Genomic DNA, 15,682 nt, shown 5'->3' with positions numbered 1-15,682 from the left:
GAACGAATGAGCAACGCGAGACACTCTTGCAGGCGAAAGTGATCGTTTGCCGCGTTCATGGGCTTATTCACAGGAGTGGGAGGGACGTCACAGGACAATCCGGTGAACTCTGTCGTCCCCGCGGGTACTTTGGTGCGCTTCGCGACTCCTCAGTCGAACTGGTCGCCGAGCGCCATGACCATCGTCCCCAGGATCAGCAGCCACAGCGCACGGCGGGTACGGCCCCGCGAGCCGAGGACCGCGGCGAGGGCACAGACGGCGGCGCCGAGGGCGTACGCGGCGGGTACGAGGGCCGGGGCGGAGCCGGTGAGCCGCAGCACCGCGGCGGCCAGTCCGGCCAGACACAGCAGCACCCCGGTGCCGGAGGCGACCCAGCGGGCCCGGCGGGCGTCCGAGACGTCGTCCGCCGGCTCCTCCACGTCGTCCACGTCGGATATGACGGGTTCGGCGTCGGTAGCGGTGTCGGAATCGGTACGTCCACTCATGGCGGGCGAGCGTAGCGCGTCCGGCCGGGAAACCTGATGCGGGGCCTTCGGTGCGAACGACCACATGCCTGGGGGGACACACCGGTTCCGGTGTGTCCCCCCAGGGAGTTCACGAACGTCAGCCCTCGCTGACGCCCAGCTTCTCCAGGATCAGTTCCTTGACGCGGGCCGCGTCGGCCTGACCGCGGGTCGCCTTCATGACCGCGCCGACCAGGGCACCGGCCGCGGCCACCTTGCCACCGCGGATCTTGTCCGCGATGCCCGGGTTGCCGGCGATGGCCTCGTCGACGGCCGTGCCGAGGGCCGAGTCGTCGGAAACCACCTTGAGGCCGCGCTTCTCGACGACCTCGTCCGGGGTGCCCTCACCCGCGAGGACGCCCTCGATGACCTGGCGGGCCAGCTTGTCGTTCAGGTCGCCGGAGCTGACCAGCTCGGTGACCCGGGCGACCTGCGCCGGCGTGATCGACAGCTCGTCCAGCGACTTGCCCGACTCGTTGGCGCTGCGCGCCAGTTCGCCCATCCACCACTTGCGGGCGGAGGCCGCGTCGGCACCGGCGTCGATCGTGGCGACGATCGGGTCCAGCGCGCCGGCGTTGAGGATCGCCTGCATGTCGGTGGCCGAGATGCCCCACTCCGCGAGCAGGCGGGTGCGGCGGGCCAGCGGCATCTCCGGCAGCGCGGCGCGGATCTCCTCGACCCACTCGCGCGAGGGCGCCACCGGGACGAGGTCGGGCTCCGGGAAGTACCGGTAGTCCTCGGCCTCCTCCTTCACGCGGCCCGAGGTCGTCGACCCGGTGTCCTCGTGGAAGTGGCGGGTCTCCTGGATGATCGTGCCGCCGGAGGAGAGCACGGCAGCGTGGCGCATGATCTCGAACCGGGCCGCACGCTCGACGGAGCGCAGCGAGTTGACGTTCTTCGTCTCGGAGCGCGTGCCGAACTTCTCGCTGCCCTTGGGCATCAGCGACAGGTTGACGTCGCAGCGCATCTGGCCCATCTCCATGCGGGCTTCGGAGACACCGAGGGCACGGATGACCTCGCGCAGCTCACGGACGTACGCCTTCGCCACCTCGGGGGCACGGTCGCCGGCGCCGACGATCGGCTTGGTGACGATCTCGATGAGCGGGATGCCCGCGCGGTTGTAGTCGAGGAGGGAGTGCTGCGCGCCGTGGATACGGCCCGTGGCACCGCCGACGTGCGTCGACTTGCCGGTGTCCTCCTCCATGTGGGCGCGCTCGATCTCCACGCGGAAGGTCTCGCCGTCCTCCAGCTGCACGTCGAGGTAGCCGTTGAAGGCGATGGGCTCGTCGTACTGGGAGGTCTGGAAGTTCTTCGGCATGTCCGGATAGAAGTAGTTCTTCCGGGCGAAGCGGCACCACTCGGCGATCTCGCAGTTCAGCGCGAGACCGATCTTGATCGCGGACTCGACGCCGGTCGCGTTGACGACCGGGAGCGAGCCGGGCAGGCCGAGGCAGGTCGGGCAGGTCTGCGAGTTGGGCTCGGCGCCCAGCTCGGTCGAACACCCGCAGAACATCTTGGTCTTGGTGCCGAGTTCGACATGGACCTCAAGGCCCATGACGGGGTCGTACGACGCCAGTGCGTCCTCGTACGACACCAGGTCGGTCGTGGTGGTCACGGTGAAAACTTCCCTCTCAGCCCAGCAGGACGTCGTCGTCGCCCAGCCGCTTCAGCTCGCGGTAGAGGATGGCGAGGCCGGTGACGATCGCGACGGCGGACACGGTGGCGTCGATCAGCCGCAGCGTGTCGTGCTCGGCGCGCGCCTTCTTGATCTGCTTGGCCACACCGAACGCGCCGAACGCGGTCCCGGCCATCGACAGGTACGTGCCGGACTTCGACTTCTTGAAGCCCTTGGCTTTGTTCAGTGCACTCACAGCGACGGAGCCTCCTCGAGCAGCGGGTGCCCCCACTTTTCCACGAAGGCGGCCTCGACGGCGGCGCCGACCTTGTAAAGGCGGTCGTCCTTCAGCGCCGGGGCGATGATCTGCAGGCCCACCGGGAGGTTGTCCTCCGGGGCGAGGCCACAGGGCAGCGACATGGCCGCGTTGCCCGCCAGGTTGGTCGGGATGGTGCACAGGTCGGCCAGGTACATCGCCATCGGGTCGTCGGCGCGCTCGCCGATCGCGAAGGCGGTGGTCGGCGTCGTCGGGGAGACGATCACGTCGACCTGTTCGAAGGCCTTCTCGAAGTCGCGCGTGATGAGGGTGCGGACCTTCTGCGCGGAGCCGTAGTAGGCGTCGTAGTAGCCGCTCGACAGCGCGTACGTGCCGAGCATGATGCGGCGCTTGACCTCGGGGCCGAAGCCCGCCTCACGGGTGAGGGAGGTGACCTCCTCGGCCGAGTGGCCGCCGTCGTCGCCGGTCCGCAGGCCGTAGCGCAGGCCGTCGAAGCGGGCGAGGTTGGACGAGCACTCGGACGGGGCGATCAGGTAGTACGCCGACAGCGCGAGGTCGAAGGACGGGCAGTCCAGCTCGACGATCTCGGCGCCCAGCTCCTTGAGCAGCGCGACCGACTCGTCGAAGCGCTGGATGACGCCGGCCTGGTAGCCCTCGCCGCGGAACTGCTTGACCACGCCGACCCGCATGCCCGCGACGCTGCCGTTGCGGGCGGCCTCGACCACCGGCGGGACGGGGGCGTCGATGGAGGTGGAGTCGAGCGGGTCGTGCCCGGCGATGACCTCGTGCAGGAGGGCCGCGTCCAGGACCGTACGGGCGCAGGGGCCGCCCTGGTCCAGGGAGGACGAGAAGGCGACCATGCCGAAGCGGGAGACCGCGCCGTACGTCGGCTTCACGCCGACCGTGCCGGTGACGGCGGCCGGCTGGCGGATGGAGCCGCCGGTGTCGGTGCCGATGGCCAGCGGGGCCTGGAAGGAGGCGAGAGCGGCGCTGGAACCGCCGCCGGAGCCGCCGGGGATCTTGGTGAGGTCCCAGGGGTTGCCGGTCGGGCCGTAGGCGCTGTTCTCGGTGGAGGACCCCATGGCGAACTCGTCCATGTTGGTCTTGCCGAGGATGACGACGTCGGCGGCCTTCAGCCGCTTGGTCAGCGTCGCGTCGTACGGCGGGATCCAGCCTTCGAGGATCTTCGAGCCGACGGTCGTCGGCACGCCCTCGGTGGTGAAGATGTCCTTGAGCGCGAGCGGGACACCGGCCAGCGGGCCGAGCTTCTCGCCGCGGGCCCGCTTCTCGTCGACGGCGCGGGCCTGCGCGAGCGCGCCCTCACGGTCGACGTACAGGAAGGCGTGGACCTTCTCGTCCACGGCCTCGATGCGGGCCAGGTGGGCCTCGGTGACCTCGACGGCCGTCAGCTCGCCGGAGGCGATCTTCTCGGCGGTCCGGGCCGCAGTGAGCTTGATGATGCTGTCCGTCATGGTCAGTCCTCCCCCAGGATCTGCGGCACCTTGAAACGCTGCTGCTCCTGGGCCGGGGCGCCGGAGAGCGCCTGCTCGGGGGTGAGCGAGGGACGGACCTCGTCCGGCCGCATGACGTTCGTCAGCGGGAGCGGGTGCGAGGTCGGCGGTACGTCTTGGTCGGCGACCTCGCTGACGCGGGCGACCGCGCCGATGATGTCGTCGAGCTGGCCTGCGAAGTGTTCGAGTTCTTCGGGCTTCAGCTCCAGACGCGCCAGCCGGGCGAGGTGGGCGACCTCCTCGCGCGTGATGCCAGGCATGCAGCGTTCCTCTGGGGTGAGTGTGTGTGGTTAGGGCCCAATCCTATGGGGCGGGCCCCGGTGACCGTGAAACGGTTTGCCGGGGCCCCGCCGTCAGCGCGCCCTCAGCACCGCCTCGCGTCCCAGGCCTCACTGCTCAAGAAGTGGTTGTCGTACAGCTCCTGCACGTCCAGGAGGCTCTCCGGGGGGACCTCGCCGAGGGCGATGCGCTGCAGGTGGCGGAAGTACTCGAAGCGCTCGACGCCCGGTGTGATGACGATGAGCAGGTCGGCGTCGGCGCCGGGTACGGCGGCGAAGGCGTGCGGCTTGCCGGGCGGGACGATGACGAGGTCGCCCGGGCCGGCGGTGACGACGTCCTCGCCGGAGAGGATGTCGGCGGCGCCGTCCAGCAGGAAGAACATCTCGGCGGAGTTGTCGTGCCAGTGTGGCTTGGCGCCGTCGGCGCCCGCCGTGAGGGTGACGCGCTGGGTGGACAGCGCGCCGCCGGTCCGGCTGCTGTCGGCCAGCAGGCGCACGGTGGTGGGCGCGCGGCCGACGACCTCGGCCTCGGCCTCTCGGACGATCACGGACTCGTCGAACTTCGGAACGAACAGCGACATCTCAAAACCCCCTGGTGACGGTGGTGCCGTGGTCAGACGAGGAAGAGCAGCGCGGCGCTGATCAGCACAACGACCGCGGTGGCGAAGTGGATCCCGAAGGCGACGGCCTTCGTGCCGCCGTTGCGCAGGACTATCAGCGTGTCGCCGAGCGGGACAAGGGCCACGCAGAGCATGAACCAGGCCTCGGCCTGCGCTCCGACGAAGGCCAGCAGCGCCAGGCCCAGCAGGCCGAAGGTGCCGTCCTTCAGGCCCTTGACCGTGAGGTAGGCACCGGCGTCGCCTTCCGGCCGGGCGGGCACGCCGTAGCCGGCCGCGGCGGAGGCGGGCTGGAACAGGAAGCGGTATCCGAGGAACACGCAGAACAGGTCGAGCACGACGGCCAGGGTGTACGCGGTGACGGTCACGTCTCTTCTCCTCGCTAGCAACGCTAGGGACAAGAGCGAAGCTAGCAGAGCATCGACAGAAACACTAGCGGTGCTAGAATTGCGGGCATGACGATCCAGACGCGCCGAGAGCGCGAACGAGCGGAACGCGAGCGGCTGATCGTGACGACCGCGCGGGAACTGGCGGAGGCGGAGGGCTGGGACGCGGTGACCACGCGTCGGCTGGCCGCCGAGATCGAGTACAGCCAGCCGGTCCTCTACAGCCACTTCAAGGGCAAGGGCGCGATCATGGCCGCGGTCGTGGTGCAGGGCTGCGCGGACCTGGCGGCCGAGCTGGCCTCGGCGCGGGCTGAGGCGCAGGGCGTGCGTGAGTCACTGGCGGCGGTGGCGGAGACGTACACGTCCTTCGCGCGGCGCCGGCCGGCCCTCTACGACGCGATGTTCACCCACCTCGTGGACCTGCCGTTCGCCACGGAGGAGGCACCGGAGCCGTTGCGGGCGGCGTTCGGCGAACTGTTCTGCGCCGTCCAGCCGATCGCGGCCGAGGGCGACGACCCCGGCCTGCTGACGGAGACGTTCTGGGCGGGGCTGCACGGGTTGGTGACGCTGATGCGCAGTGGTCGACTGCCGGAGGAGGCGCATGAGCGCAGGCTCGCCCTGCTGATCGGGCACTTCGCCGGGAACTGACACCCGCAGCCGCCGGCGGCGATGGACCCCCGCGGGAAGCGGCAACGGTCCAGTCGAGCTGAACGGGCGGGCGGGTGCGAAGACTACTCGGCAGCCGGCAGAGCGGCCCGCGGCCGCTGCCACCCACGGGACCCCCGCGCCAGCAGCCACGCCGTCGTCTCCTCGGGGGGCATCGCCGCGGCGACCAGCCATCCCTGCACGGCGTCACAGTTGAGGTCGCGCAGCCGCTCCCAGGTCTCGTCGTCCTCCACCCCCTCGGCGACGACCAGCAGCCCCAGCGAGTGCGCCAGGTCGACCGTGCAGCGCACGATCTCGGCGTCCTCGGCGTCCACGGCCAGCCGGGCCACGAAGGACCGGTCGATCTTCAGCTCGCTCACCGGCAGCCGCCGCAGATGCACCAGCGAGGAGTACCCGGTGCCGAAGTCGTCCAGGGACATCTTCACGCCGTGCCCGGTGAGCCCGGCGAGGGTGTCAGCGGCCCGCTGCGGGTCCTCCAGCAGCACGTGCTCGGTTATCTCCAGTTGGAGCGCTCCCGCGGGGACTCCGTGCCGGGCCAGCCGGGCGGCGACGGAGCCCGCGAAGCCGGGCGTGTGGACGTCGCGCGGGGAGACGTTCACGGCCACCGGCACCCGCAGCCCCTGGGCCCGCCACCGGGCGACCTGTGCGAGCGCGGTCTCCAGCACGTACTCCGTCAGATGGGGCATCAGCCCCGAGGATTCGGCTATCGCTATGAACTCGTCCGGCGGCACCTTCCCGCGCTCGGGATGCACCCACCGCACCAGCGCCTCCAGGCCGGCGACCTGTCCGTCGAAGCGGACCTTCGGCTGGTAGTGCAGCTGCACCTCGTGCGCGTCCAGCGCCCGGCGCAGATCGCCCAGCAGGCCCAGCCGGTCCGGGGTGTTGGAGTCCCGCTTGGACTCGTAGACCTCGACGCCCGTACGGTCCCGCTTCGCCTGGTACATCGCCACGTCCGCCCGCCGCAGCAGCCCCTCGGCGTCCAGCGCGTGGTCCGGGAAGACGGCGACGCCGGCGCTGGCCTCCAGGACGAGGGTGAGCCCGTCGAGGTCGAGCGGGGAGCTGAGGGCGGCGACGAGGCCGCGGGCGACCCGGGTGGCGGACGTGGTGGAGTCCGCGACCGGCAGTAAGACGGCGAACTCGTCACCGCCGAGCCGGGCGGCCTCCGCGCCGCGCGGGAGGGCGATCCGCAGCCGGTCGGCTATCTGCAGCAGCAGCCGGTCACCGGCGAGATGACCGAGGGTGTCGTTCACCGACCGGAATCGATCGAGGTCGATCAGCATGAGGGCGGTGCGGGCGCCGATGCGCTCGGCGTCGTCGAGGGCGGTCCAGATCCGCTCCAGCAGCCACTGCCGGTTGGGCAGTCCGGTCAGCGGGTCGCGCAGCTGCTCCTCGGCGCGGGCCCGAGCCATCCACAGCGTGGAGTCGAGGGCTATCAGCGGGATGGCGAACAGCGGGAGCAGGATCGGCTGGGCGTCGGCGACCACGCACACCAGCGGGGCGATGCCGAGCAGCGCGACGGCAACCAGACCCTGTCTGACCAGGGCAGTACGGGCGACGGTGGGCAGTCCGCCGCCGCGCGGTGCGTGCAGGTACCACAGCAGGCCGCGGCTGACCAGGAGATAGGCGGCGGCGACCAGCACCACCTCGGGCACGGTGGCGATGGTCCAGCTGTCGGGGCTCCAGGGATCCTCGACCGTCGGTACGCGCCCGAAGGCGCCGAGCACCAGGGCGCCGGCGCTGATCCCGAGGATGTCCACCGCGCCGTGCAGCACGCCCTGCCGCCAGCGGTTGCGCCTGGCTATGCCGACCAGGACGACGACGGTGAGGCTGACCATCGCGGAGGGCACCCAGCCGTACAGCAGCAGGACGGCGAGGGTGAGGGCCGCGCCGGAGCCCGTGCCGCCCCACCAGCGGGCGCGGCCGAGCATCACGAGGTGGCCGACGATGGTGCCGGTGAGCACGGCCAGCGACCAGCCGAGCGTGCCGCCCGGGAAGAGGGCGTGGTTGTCGCTGAAGGCGCGGTAGAAGCCCGCGCCCAGGGCGAAGCCGGCGGCCGCCACGAGGCCCGCGGGCAACGCGGGCCAGGACAGGTGCCGTTCGGGGTCGCTGCCGGGCAGCGCGGGGGCGGCCTCGGTGGCCGGCGGGATCGGTGTGTGTGCCTCGGTCGCGGTGCCCGGTCCGGCCGGGCGCGCCCGAGTGCCCGTGCGCTCGGCGCCCCACCCGGTCCACCGGATCCCCCGCCACGCGACCGCACGGCGGCGCAGGCGCAGCCGTGAGTCCGGGGCGGCGCTCTCGGTCGGTTCCATTCCCGTCCCTCTCACAGCCGGCGGTGCCCACGCCACGCGGCCCGATGCCCGACAACCATCAGCGGCTCCGCGTCGAAGAAACCTTCCCCGTGCCCTTCGCGGGCAGGGGGATGCCCCAGCCGCAGCTGGGCACGGCAGGCGCACACCTCAACAGTAGGCCGCGGAAGGCTTCCTCGGGCAGCGGTCGTCGACGGTTGCCCGAATGCGCCTGGGCCACCCGTATGCAACTGATATGCGCCGAACGGGTGGCCTTCAACCGCTACTCCCCGGTCGGAAGCGCGACTTCCGTCGCCGCCTCGGGCCCCTGCTCCAACAGGACGCCGAAACCGTCCTCGTTCAGAACCGGAACCTTGAGCTGCATGGCCTTGTCGTACTTCGATCCCGGATTGTCGCCCACCACGACGAACGAGGTCTTCTTCGAAACCGAACCGGTCACCTTCGCACCGCGGCTCTGCAGCGCCTCCTTGGCGCCGTCCCGGGTGAAGTTCTCCAGCGTGCCGGTCACGACGACGGTGAGACCCTCCAGCGGGCGCGGCCCCTCGTCCTCGCCGGACGACTCGTCCTCCAGCGGGACTCCGGCCGCCTTCCACTTGCGGACGATCTCGCGGTGCCAGTCCTCGGCGAACCACTCCTTGAGGGCGGCGGCGATGATCGGACCGACGCCGTCGGTGGTGGCCAGCTCCTCCTCGGTGGCCTGCTCGATGCGGTCGACGGAGCGGAACTCGCGCGCGAGGGCCTGCGCCGCCACCGGGCCGACGTGCCGGATCGACAGGCCGTTCAGGAAGCGGGCGAGCGGTCGGGCCTTGGCCGCCTCGATGTTCTCCAGCAGCGCGAGGGTGTTCTTCTTCGGCTCGCCCTTCTGGTTGGCGAAGACCGTGACGACCTTCTCCTCGCCCGTCTTGGGGTCCCGCTTGGGCAGGCCGCTGTCCGGGTCGAGGACGTAGGCCTTGATGGGCAGCAGCTTCTCCACCGTCAGGTCGAACAGGTCGCCCTCGTCCACCAGCGGCGGGTCGGCCGGCTCCAGCGGGCGGGTCAGCGCGGCGGCGGCCACCGCGCCGAAGTTCTCGATGTCCAGGCACTCACGGCCCGCGAGGTAGGAGACGCGCTCGCGCAACTGGGCCGGGCAGGTACGCGCGTTGGGGCAGCGGAGGTCGATGTCGCCCTCCTTCATGGGCCGCAGCGGCGTCCCGCACTCGGGGCACTCGCTGGGCATCACGAACTCCCGCTCGGCGCCGTCCCGCAGGTCGACCACCGGGCCGAGGATCTCCGGGATGACGTCACCGGCCTTGCGGATCACCACCGTGTCGCCGATGAGCACGCCCTTGGCCTTGACGACCTCCTGGTTGTGCAGGGTGGCGAACTCGACCTCGCTGCCCGCGACCGTGACCGGCTCGACCTGGGCGTACGGCGTGACGCGGCCGGTGCGGCCGACGCCCACCTTGATGTCGATGAGCTTGGTGTTGACCTCTTCCGGCGCGTACTTGTAGGCGATCGCCCAGCGCGGGGCCCGGGCGGTGGAGCCGAGACGGCCCTGGAGCCGGATCTCGTCCAGCTTGACGACGGCGCCGTCGATCTCGTGCTCCACGGAGTGGCGGTTCTCGCCGTCGTAGTGGGCGATGAACTCCCGTACGCCGCCCAGGTCGTCGACCACCCGGTTGTGCGGGGACGTGGGCAGGCCCCAGGTCTTCAGCAGGTCGTAGGCCTGGGAGAGGCGGGTCATGCCCGTGAAGCCCTCCAGGGCGCCGATGCCGTGGACGACCATGTGCAGCGGGCGGGTCGCGGTGACCCGCGGGTCCTTCTGGCGCAGCGAACCGGCGGCGGCGTTGCGGGGGTTGGCGAAGGGCTTGTCGCCCGCCGCGACCAGCCGGGCGTTCAGCTCCTCGAACTTCTCCATCGGGAAGTAGACCTCGCCGCGGATCTCCACGAGGTCGGGGACGTCGTCGCCGTGGAGGCGGTCCGGGATCTCCGCGATCGTGCGGACGTTCGGGGTGATGTCCTCGCCGGTGCGGCCGTCGCCGCGGGTGGCCGCGCGCGTGAGACGGCCGCGTTCGTAGGTGAGGTTGACGGCCAGGCCGTCCACCTTCAGCTCGCACAGGAAGTGGTACTCCTGGTCGCCCAGCTCGCGCGCGATGCGGTCGGCCCAGGCGGCCAGCTCGTCGTCGTTGAAGGTGTTGTCCAGGGACATCATCCGCTGGCGGTGCTCGACCGCCGTGAACTCCGTCTCGTAGGACCCCGCGACCTTCTGGGTCGGCGAGTCCGGTGTGCGCAGCTCCGGGTACTGCTCCTCCAGCGCCTCCAGCGTCTTGAGGAGCTGGTCGAACTCCGCGTCGCTGATGACGGGAGCGTCCTTCACGTAGTACCGGAAGCGGTGCTCCTCGACCTGCTCCGCGAGCTGGGCGTGCTTCTCGCGGGCCTCGGCGGGCACTGCCGTGGTTTCCGCTTGCTTGTCGCCGGCCACCGTGTGGTCCTCCCGTTACTCTGGGTTGTCCGCGAGTGATCTCGCCGCCCGGACGCAGTGGGCGAGCACCTGGCGTGCGTAGGCGGGGGAAGCGCCCGCGAGACCGCACGCCGGGGTGACGGTGACCGCCTCCGCGAGCAACCCCGGATGCAGCCCCAGCCTGCGCCACAGCGTCCTGACACCCATGACGCTACCCGCAGGGTCTGACAATGGGCCGTCCGTGCCCGGGACGACACCGGCGAACAGCCGCGTGCCGCCTTCCACGGCCTCGCCGATGGCATCGTCGTCACGTTCGGTGAGGAGCGAGAAGTCGAAGGAGAGCGCGGCGGCTCCGGCCCGGCGCAGCAGGGCGAACGGGACGTCGGGCGCGCAGGAGTGGATCACGACGGGTCCGCCGTCGTGCACCCCGATGACGTCGCGCAGGGTGGCCTCCACGACCTGCCGGTCCACGGCCCGGTGCGTGCGGTAGCCGCTGGCGGTGCGGACCTGACCGCGCAGTACGGCGGTGAGGGAGGGCTCGTCGAGCTGGAGGACGAGCCGGGCGCCCGGGACACGGCGCCGCATCTCGGCGAGGTGCAGCCGCAGGCCCTCCGCCAGCGAGCCGGCGAGGTCGCGGCAGGCGCCGGGGTCGGACAGGGCGGACTCGCCGTTCCTCAGCTCCAGGGCGGCGGCCAGCGTCCACGGTCCGACCGCCTGCACCTTGAGGTCACCCTCGTAGCCCTGGGTGAACTCCTCCAGGGCGTCGAGGTCTTCGCCCAGCCAGGACCGGGCCCGCTTGGTGTCGCGGCCCGGCCGGTCGCCGATCCGCCAGCCGCTGGGCTCCACGCGCGCGTACAGCTCGACGAGCATGCCCGCGGTCCGTCCGATCATGTCGGCGCCGGGGCCGCGGGCGGGCAGCTCGGGCAGGAACGCGAAGTCCTCGAAGCTGCCGGTGACGGTCTTGGCGGCCTCCCGCGCGTCCCCTCCGGGCATGGACCCGATGCCGGTGGCTCCGGCGAACCTGAACTCCCTGTTTTCGCTCACCCAGGCAGGGTACGTAACGTCGGCCGGTGCCCTCACAACCAGTAAGCGCCGTACCGGCGCAGGAGGGCGCACAGGCCCTCCGGATCGGCCACCGCGAGGTTGTTGCGGAAGCGGCCGCGCTCCCAGGAGAGGTCGGTGCCGCCGTGCAGGCTGCCGGCGCCGGTGAACTCGCAGTCGGCGTCCAGCAGCGCCACCGTCAGGCTGCCCGGGCACCGGCAGATGTCACCGGTGAACTCGCCGACGGTGGTGAGCGCGCGCAGCTGTGCGAGGCCTGCCGGGGCGAACACCTCGCCGAGGACCTCCCGGTCGGCGAGCCTGCCGCGCCCGTGCCCGCCCGCCAGGATCAGCGCGGCCTCGGTCCGGGACCAGGTCTCCTCCAGCCAGGCCAGGACCTCGTCGGCGCTCGCCCCGCGCCTGCCGTCCGGTACCGCAGACCCGCTCCCGCCGTCCCGTGTCACCGCCCCGGTCGCACCGTCAGGTCGTTGACCTCCGCGTCCCTGGGCAGGTCCAGGGCCATCAGGATCGTCGTAGCGACGGACTCGGGGTCGATCCACTGGGCGGGGTCGTAGTCCTTGCCCTCCTGCTGGTGGACCTTGGCCTGCATGGGGCTGGCCGTGCGGCCGGGGTAGACGGAGGTGACGCGGACGCCGTTGCCGTGCTCCTCGTGGCGCAGGGAGTCGGCCAGGGCCTTCAGACCGTGCTTGGAGGCGGCGTACGCGGACCAGCCGGCGTGGGCGTTGAGGCCGGCACCGGAGTTGACGAAGATCACATGGCCGCGGGCGGCGCGGAGCTGGGGCAGGAAGTGCCGGGTCAGCTCGGCCGGGGCGACCAGGTTGACGTTGAGCTGGTGGCGCCAGGTCTTGGGGGTCAGCTCGCCGACCTCGCCGAGGTCCACGACTCCGGCGATGTGCAGCAGCGAGTCGACCCGGTCCGGGAGCGCCTGGTGGGAGAAGGCCCAGGAGAGCTTGTCGGGGTCGGCCAGGTCGCCCACCAGGGTGCGCGCCCCGGGGTACTCGGCGGCCAGCTCCTTCGCGCGGCCGGCGTCGCGCGCGTGCAGGACGATGTCGTCCCCGCGCGCGTGCAGACGGCGGGCGACGGCCGCGCCGATGCCGGAACCGGCCCCGGTGATCACATGTGTAGCCATGCCCGCCATGCTCGCATCATCAGGCGCGCAAAGACTCTTCGAGGTAGGCCAGTGCGGCGGCCGGCTCGTCGGCGAAGAAGACCAGCTCGGACAGCGGGCGGGGCAGGAAGCCCTCGGCCTCCATGCGGCGGAACTGCTCCTGGAGGCCGTCGTAGAAGCCGGCCGTGTTCAGCAGCACCACCGGCTTCTCGGTGTGGCCGTGCTTCTTCAGCTCCAGGATCTCGGTGGCCTCGTCGAGCGTTCCGGTGCCGCCCACCATGATCACCACGGCGTCCGCCTTCTCCAGGAGCAGCCTTTTGCGTTCGGCGAGGTCGGCGGCGACGACCATCTCGTCGGCGTCGGGGTGCACCTTCGCCGCGAGGAACTCCACGGAGACGCCCAGCAGCCTGCCGCCCGCCTCGTGCACCCCGTCGGCGACCACCTTCATCAGACCGACGTCGGAGCCGCCCCAGACCAGGGTGTGCCCGCCCTTGCCGAGCAGTTTCGCGAAGTCGCGCGCGGGGCCCGTGTAGCGCTCGTCGAGGTCGGCGGCGGAGAGGAAGACGCAGATGTTCATGTCCTTCACCGTACGCGGGAAGAAGTACGGGCCCGCGCGCGCTGTGAGGACATGGCCACAGGACACACGATCACCATCGAAAAGGGCGAGCAGCACGTGCGCGTGGTGCACGGCGACCAGGTGCTCGCGGAGACCGACCGTCCCCTCGTACTGCGCGAGACCGGCTCGCCGGTGCGCTACTACATACCCGCCGAGGACGTCCGCCTCGATCTGCTCACGCCCTCCGGCACCCACACGGTCTGCCCGTTCAAGGGCACCGCGTCCTACTGGTCGCTGCCGGACGCGCCCGACCTGGTGTGGGCGTACCCGGATCCGAAGCCGGGCGTGGCGGAGATCCGGGACCACTACTGCTTCTACGAGGTCGACGTGTCGTGACCGCTGATTTCCGTGCCGTACGGCAGTCTGCACCGGCATGGACAAGATGACGACTTCCCGCGACGGCACCTCTCTCGCGTACGGAGTGATCGGCCAGGGGCCGACGGTGATCCTGGTGAGCGGCGCGATGTCCACCGGCGGCACCGTGACGCCCCTGGCGCACCGGCTCGCGGACCGCTGCACGGCCGTCGTCTACGACCGCAGGGGCCGCGGCGGGAGCGGGGACACGGCGCCGTACGCGGTGCGGCGCGAGGTCGAGGACCTGGCCGCGCTGATCGAGGCGGTGGGCGGTGCGCAGGCGCTGTTCGGGGTCTCCTCGGGCGGTGCGCTGGTGCTGGAGGCGGCGGCGAGCGGTCTGCCGGTGCGTCAGGCCGCCGTGTACGAGGTGCCGTTCGCGGACTTCCTGGACGGCGGTGCCGAGCGGGAGGCCGCGTACAAGGAGAACCTGCACAAGGCGCTCGCCGAGGGCCGGCGCGGGGACGCGGTGGAGCTGTTCCTGCGGCTGACGGGCCTGGGCGAGGAGATGATCCGGGGCGCGCGTGAGTCGCCCATGTGGGCCGGCATGGAGGCCGTCGCACCGAGCCTGGCGTACGACGACGCGGTCATGGGCGACGGCCTGCTGCCGCGCGAGCGGCTGGCCGGGATCTCCGTGCCTGTGCTGTCGGTCGCGGGCGGCGCGAGCGCGGAGTGGATGCACAGGGCGTGCCAAGCGGTCGCGGAGGCGGTGCCGCAGGGCACGTACCGCGTGCTGGAGGGCCAGACGCACATGGTGGAACCGGGCGTCCTCGGCCCCGTGCTGGCCGAGTTCCTCACCCGGTGAGCGGGCCGGTCAGACCGCCGCTGCCGCCGCGCGTGTGGTCGACGCGATCGTCGCCGAGCCGACCACGCGCGTGCCGTCGTACAGCACGATCGCCTGGCCGGGGGCGACGCCCCGGACCGGCTCGGTGAAGCTGACCCGCAGTTCGCCGTCGACGAGTTCCGCGGTGACCTCGGTCTCGCCGCCGTGGGCACGGAGCTGGGCGGTGTACGTGCCGGGGCCGGACGGGGCGCTGCCGCACCAGCGCGGCTTGATCGCGGTCAGCGCGGTGACGTCCAGGGCGGCGGCCGGGCCCACGGTCACCGTGTTGTTCACCGGCGATATGTCGAGGACGTAGCGCGGCTTGCCGTCGGCGGCCGGGGTGCCGATGCGCAGCCCCTTGCGCTGGCCGATCGTGAAGCCGTACGCGCCCTCGTGCGTGCCCACCTTGGCCCCGGACTCGTCGACGATGTCGCCCTCGGCCTTGCCGAGCCGCTGGGCCAGGAAGCCCTGGGTGTCGCCGTCGGCGATGAAGCAGATGTCGTGCGAGTCGGGCTTCTTGGCGACCGCCAGGCCCCGGCGTTCGGCCTCCGCGCGGATCTCCTCCTTGGTGGTGACCGTGTCGCCGAGCGGGAACAGCGCGTGGGCGAGCTGCCTCTCGTCCAGGACCCCGAGGACGTACGACTGGTCCTTGGCCATGTCGGAGGCGCGGTGCAGCTCGCGGGAGCCGTCCTCCTTGAGGATCACCTTCGCGTAGTGACCGGTACAGACGGCGTCGAAGCCGAGGGCCAGCGCCTTGTCCAGCAGCGCGGCGAACTTGATCTTCTCGTTGCAGCGCAGGCAGGGGTTGGGGGTGCGGCCGGCCTCGTACTCGGCGATGAAGTCCTCGACGACGTCCTCGCGGAAGCGGTCGGCGAGGTCCCACACGTAGAACGGGATGCCGATGACGTCGGCGGCGCGGCGGGCGTCGCGCGAGTCCTCGATGGTGCAGCAGCCCCGCGCGCCGGTGCGGAACGACTGAGGGTTCGCGGAGAGCGCGAGATGGACGCCGGTGACGTCGTGGCCGGCTTCCGCGGCCCGCGCGGCGGCGACGGCGGAGTCGACCCCGCCGGACATGGCGGCGAGGACGCGGAGGGGGCGGGGGCGCTGCAGGGTGTCAGTCATAGCCCTT

Annotated in this window: 17 protein-coding genes; 3 read left to right on the top strand and 14 right to left on the bottom strand. The window is 71.5% G+C overall.

The features are described from left to right. Positions 1–149 precede the first annotated feature (149 nt). The 7 genes from ACFYZZ_RS29415 to ACFYZZ_RS29385 form a co-directional block, all read right to left on the bottom strand. Complete coding sequence (locus ACFYZZ_RS29415; protein ID WP_389182107.1) at positions 150–485, bottom strand: hypothetical protein; 336 nt, start codon at positions 483–485, stop codon at positions 150–152. A 118-nt stretch (positions 486–603) separates the two neighbouring features. Next, a complete protein-coding gene (gatB, locus tag ACFYZZ_RS29410) occupies positions 604–2,118 on the bottom strand; it encodes an Asp-tRNA(Asn)/Glu-tRNA(Gln) amidotransferase subunit GatB (protein WP_386576596.1) in 1,515 nt (504 codons plus the stop codon). Between the two features lie 16 nt (positions 2,119–2,134). Continuing rightward, positions 2,135–2,374, bottom strand: coding sequence for a hypothetical protein (locus ACFYZZ_RS29405; protein ID WP_020942391.1), 240 nt, complete (start codon positions 2,372–2,374; stop codon positions 2,135–2,137). Continuing rightward, the gene (gene gatA / locus ACFYZZ_RS29400) at positions 2,371–3,867 is read right to left on the bottom strand and encodes an Asp-tRNA(Asn)/Glu-tRNA(Gln) amidotransferase subunit GatA (RefSeq protein ID WP_389182104.1); all 1,497 of its coding nucleotides are present in this window, start codon (positions 3,865–3,867) and stop codon (positions 2,371–2,373) included. The genes ACFYZZ_RS29405 and gatA overlap by 4 nt, the downstream gene beginning before the upstream one ends. Before the next feature lie 2 nt (positions 3,868–3,869). Further along, complete coding sequence (gatC, locus tag ACFYZZ_RS29395; protein ID WP_030231941.1) at positions 3,870–4,166, bottom strand: Asp-tRNA(Asn)/Glu-tRNA(Gln) amidotransferase subunit GatC; 297 nt, start codon at positions 4,164–4,166, stop codon at positions 3,870–3,872. Between the two features lie 104 nt (positions 4,167–4,270). Then, entirely contained in the window at positions 4,271–4,765 is a 495-nt protein-coding gene (locus ACFYZZ_RS29390) for a cupin domain-containing protein (RefSeq protein ID WP_389182101.1), read from the bottom strand. Between the two features lie 32 nt (positions 4,766–4,797). Next, positions 4,798–5,169, bottom strand: a complete 372-nt coding sequence (locus ACFYZZ_RS29385; RefSeq protein ID WP_389182099.1) for a DUF4267 domain-containing protein — start codon at positions 5,167–5,169, stop codon at positions 4,798–4,800. Positions 5,170–5,256: 87 nt separating this feature from the next. Between ACFYZZ_RS29385 and ACFYZZ_RS29380 the strand changes: the two genes are divergently transcribed. Beyond that, the gene (locus ACFYZZ_RS29380) at positions 5,257–5,835 is read left to right on the top strand and encodes a TetR/AcrR family transcriptional regulator (RefSeq protein WP_389182096.1); all 579 of its coding nucleotides are present in this window, start codon (positions 5,257–5,259) and stop codon (positions 5,833–5,835) included. 83 nt (positions 5,836–5,918) lie between these two features. Here the strand turns inward: ACFYZZ_RS29380 and ACFYZZ_RS29375 are convergent, their stop codons facing one another. From ACFYZZ_RS29375 to ACFYZZ_RS29350, 6 genes are all read right to left on the bottom strand, one after another. Next, complete coding sequence (locus ACFYZZ_RS29375; RefSeq protein ID WP_389182093.1) at positions 5,919–8,159, bottom strand: putative bifunctional diguanylate cyclase/phosphodiesterase; 2,241 nt, start codon at positions 8,157–8,159, stop codon at positions 5,919–5,921. A 259-nt stretch (positions 8,160–8,418) separates the two neighbouring features. Further along, the gene (ligA, locus tag ACFYZZ_RS29370; protein WP_389182090.1) at positions 8,419–10,617 is read right to left on the bottom strand and encodes an NAD-dependent DNA ligase LigA; all 2,199 of its coding nucleotides are present in this window, start codon (positions 10,615–10,617) and stop codon (positions 8,419–8,421) included. A 15-nt stretch (positions 10,618–10,632) separates the two neighbouring features. After that, the gene (locus ACFYZZ_RS29365; protein WP_389182087.1) at positions 10,633–11,640 is read right to left on the bottom strand and encodes a methionine synthase; all 1,008 of its coding nucleotides are present in this window, start codon (positions 11,638–11,640) and stop codon (positions 10,633–10,635) included. A 32-nt stretch (positions 11,641–11,672) separates the two neighbouring features. Beyond that, the gene (locus ACFYZZ_RS29360) at positions 11,673–12,098 is read right to left on the bottom strand and encodes a hypothetical protein (RefSeq protein WP_389182084.1); all 426 of its coding nucleotides are present in this window, start codon (positions 12,096–12,098) and stop codon (positions 11,673–11,675) included. Then, positions 12,095–12,784 (bottom strand): SDR family oxidoreductase, encoded by a 690-nt coding sequence (locus ACFYZZ_RS29355; RefSeq protein WP_386576604.1) that lies wholly within the window; start codon positions 12,782–12,784, stop codon positions 12,095–12,097. Before ACFYZZ_RS29355 ends, ACFYZZ_RS29360 begins: the two co-directional genes overlap by 4 nt. Before the next feature lie 19 nt (positions 12,785–12,803). Then, positions 12,804–13,340, bottom strand: coding sequence for a TIGR00730 family Rossman fold protein (locus ACFYZZ_RS29350; protein ID WP_389182081.1), 537 nt, complete (start codon positions 13,338–13,340; stop codon positions 12,804–12,806). 51 nt (positions 13,341–13,391) lie between these two features. Between ACFYZZ_RS29350 and ACFYZZ_RS29345 the strand changes: the two genes are divergently transcribed. Continuing rightward, positions 13,392–13,715 (top strand): DUF427 domain-containing protein, encoded by a 324-nt coding sequence (locus ACFYZZ_RS29345; protein ID WP_389182078.1) that lies wholly within the window; start codon positions 13,392–13,394, stop codon positions 13,713–13,715. A 37-nt stretch (positions 13,716–13,752) separates the two neighbouring features. Further along, on the top strand, positions 13,753–14,535 hold the full coding sequence (locus ACFYZZ_RS29340; protein WP_389182075.1) for an alpha/beta fold hydrolase: 783 nt from the start codon (positions 13,753–13,755) through the stop codon (positions 14,533–14,535). A gap of 9 nt (positions 14,536–14,544) precedes the next feature. Here the strand turns inward: ACFYZZ_RS29340 and mnmA are convergent, their stop codons facing one another. Continuing rightward, complete coding sequence (gene mnmA, locus ACFYZZ_RS29335) at positions 14,545–15,675, bottom strand: tRNA 2-thiouridine(34) synthase MnmA (RefSeq protein WP_389182072.1); 1,131 nt, start codon at positions 15,673–15,675, stop codon at positions 14,545–14,547. Positions 15,676–15,682: the final 7 nt, after the last annotated feature.

Origin of the sequence: Streptomyces sp. NPDC001816 (assembly GCF_042892235.1) — a bacterium.
Classification (GTDB): Bacteria; Actinomycetota; Actinomycetes; order Streptomycetales; family Streptomycetaceae; genus Streptomyces.
This window is presented reverse-complemented; position numbering and strand designations above follow the sequence as displayed.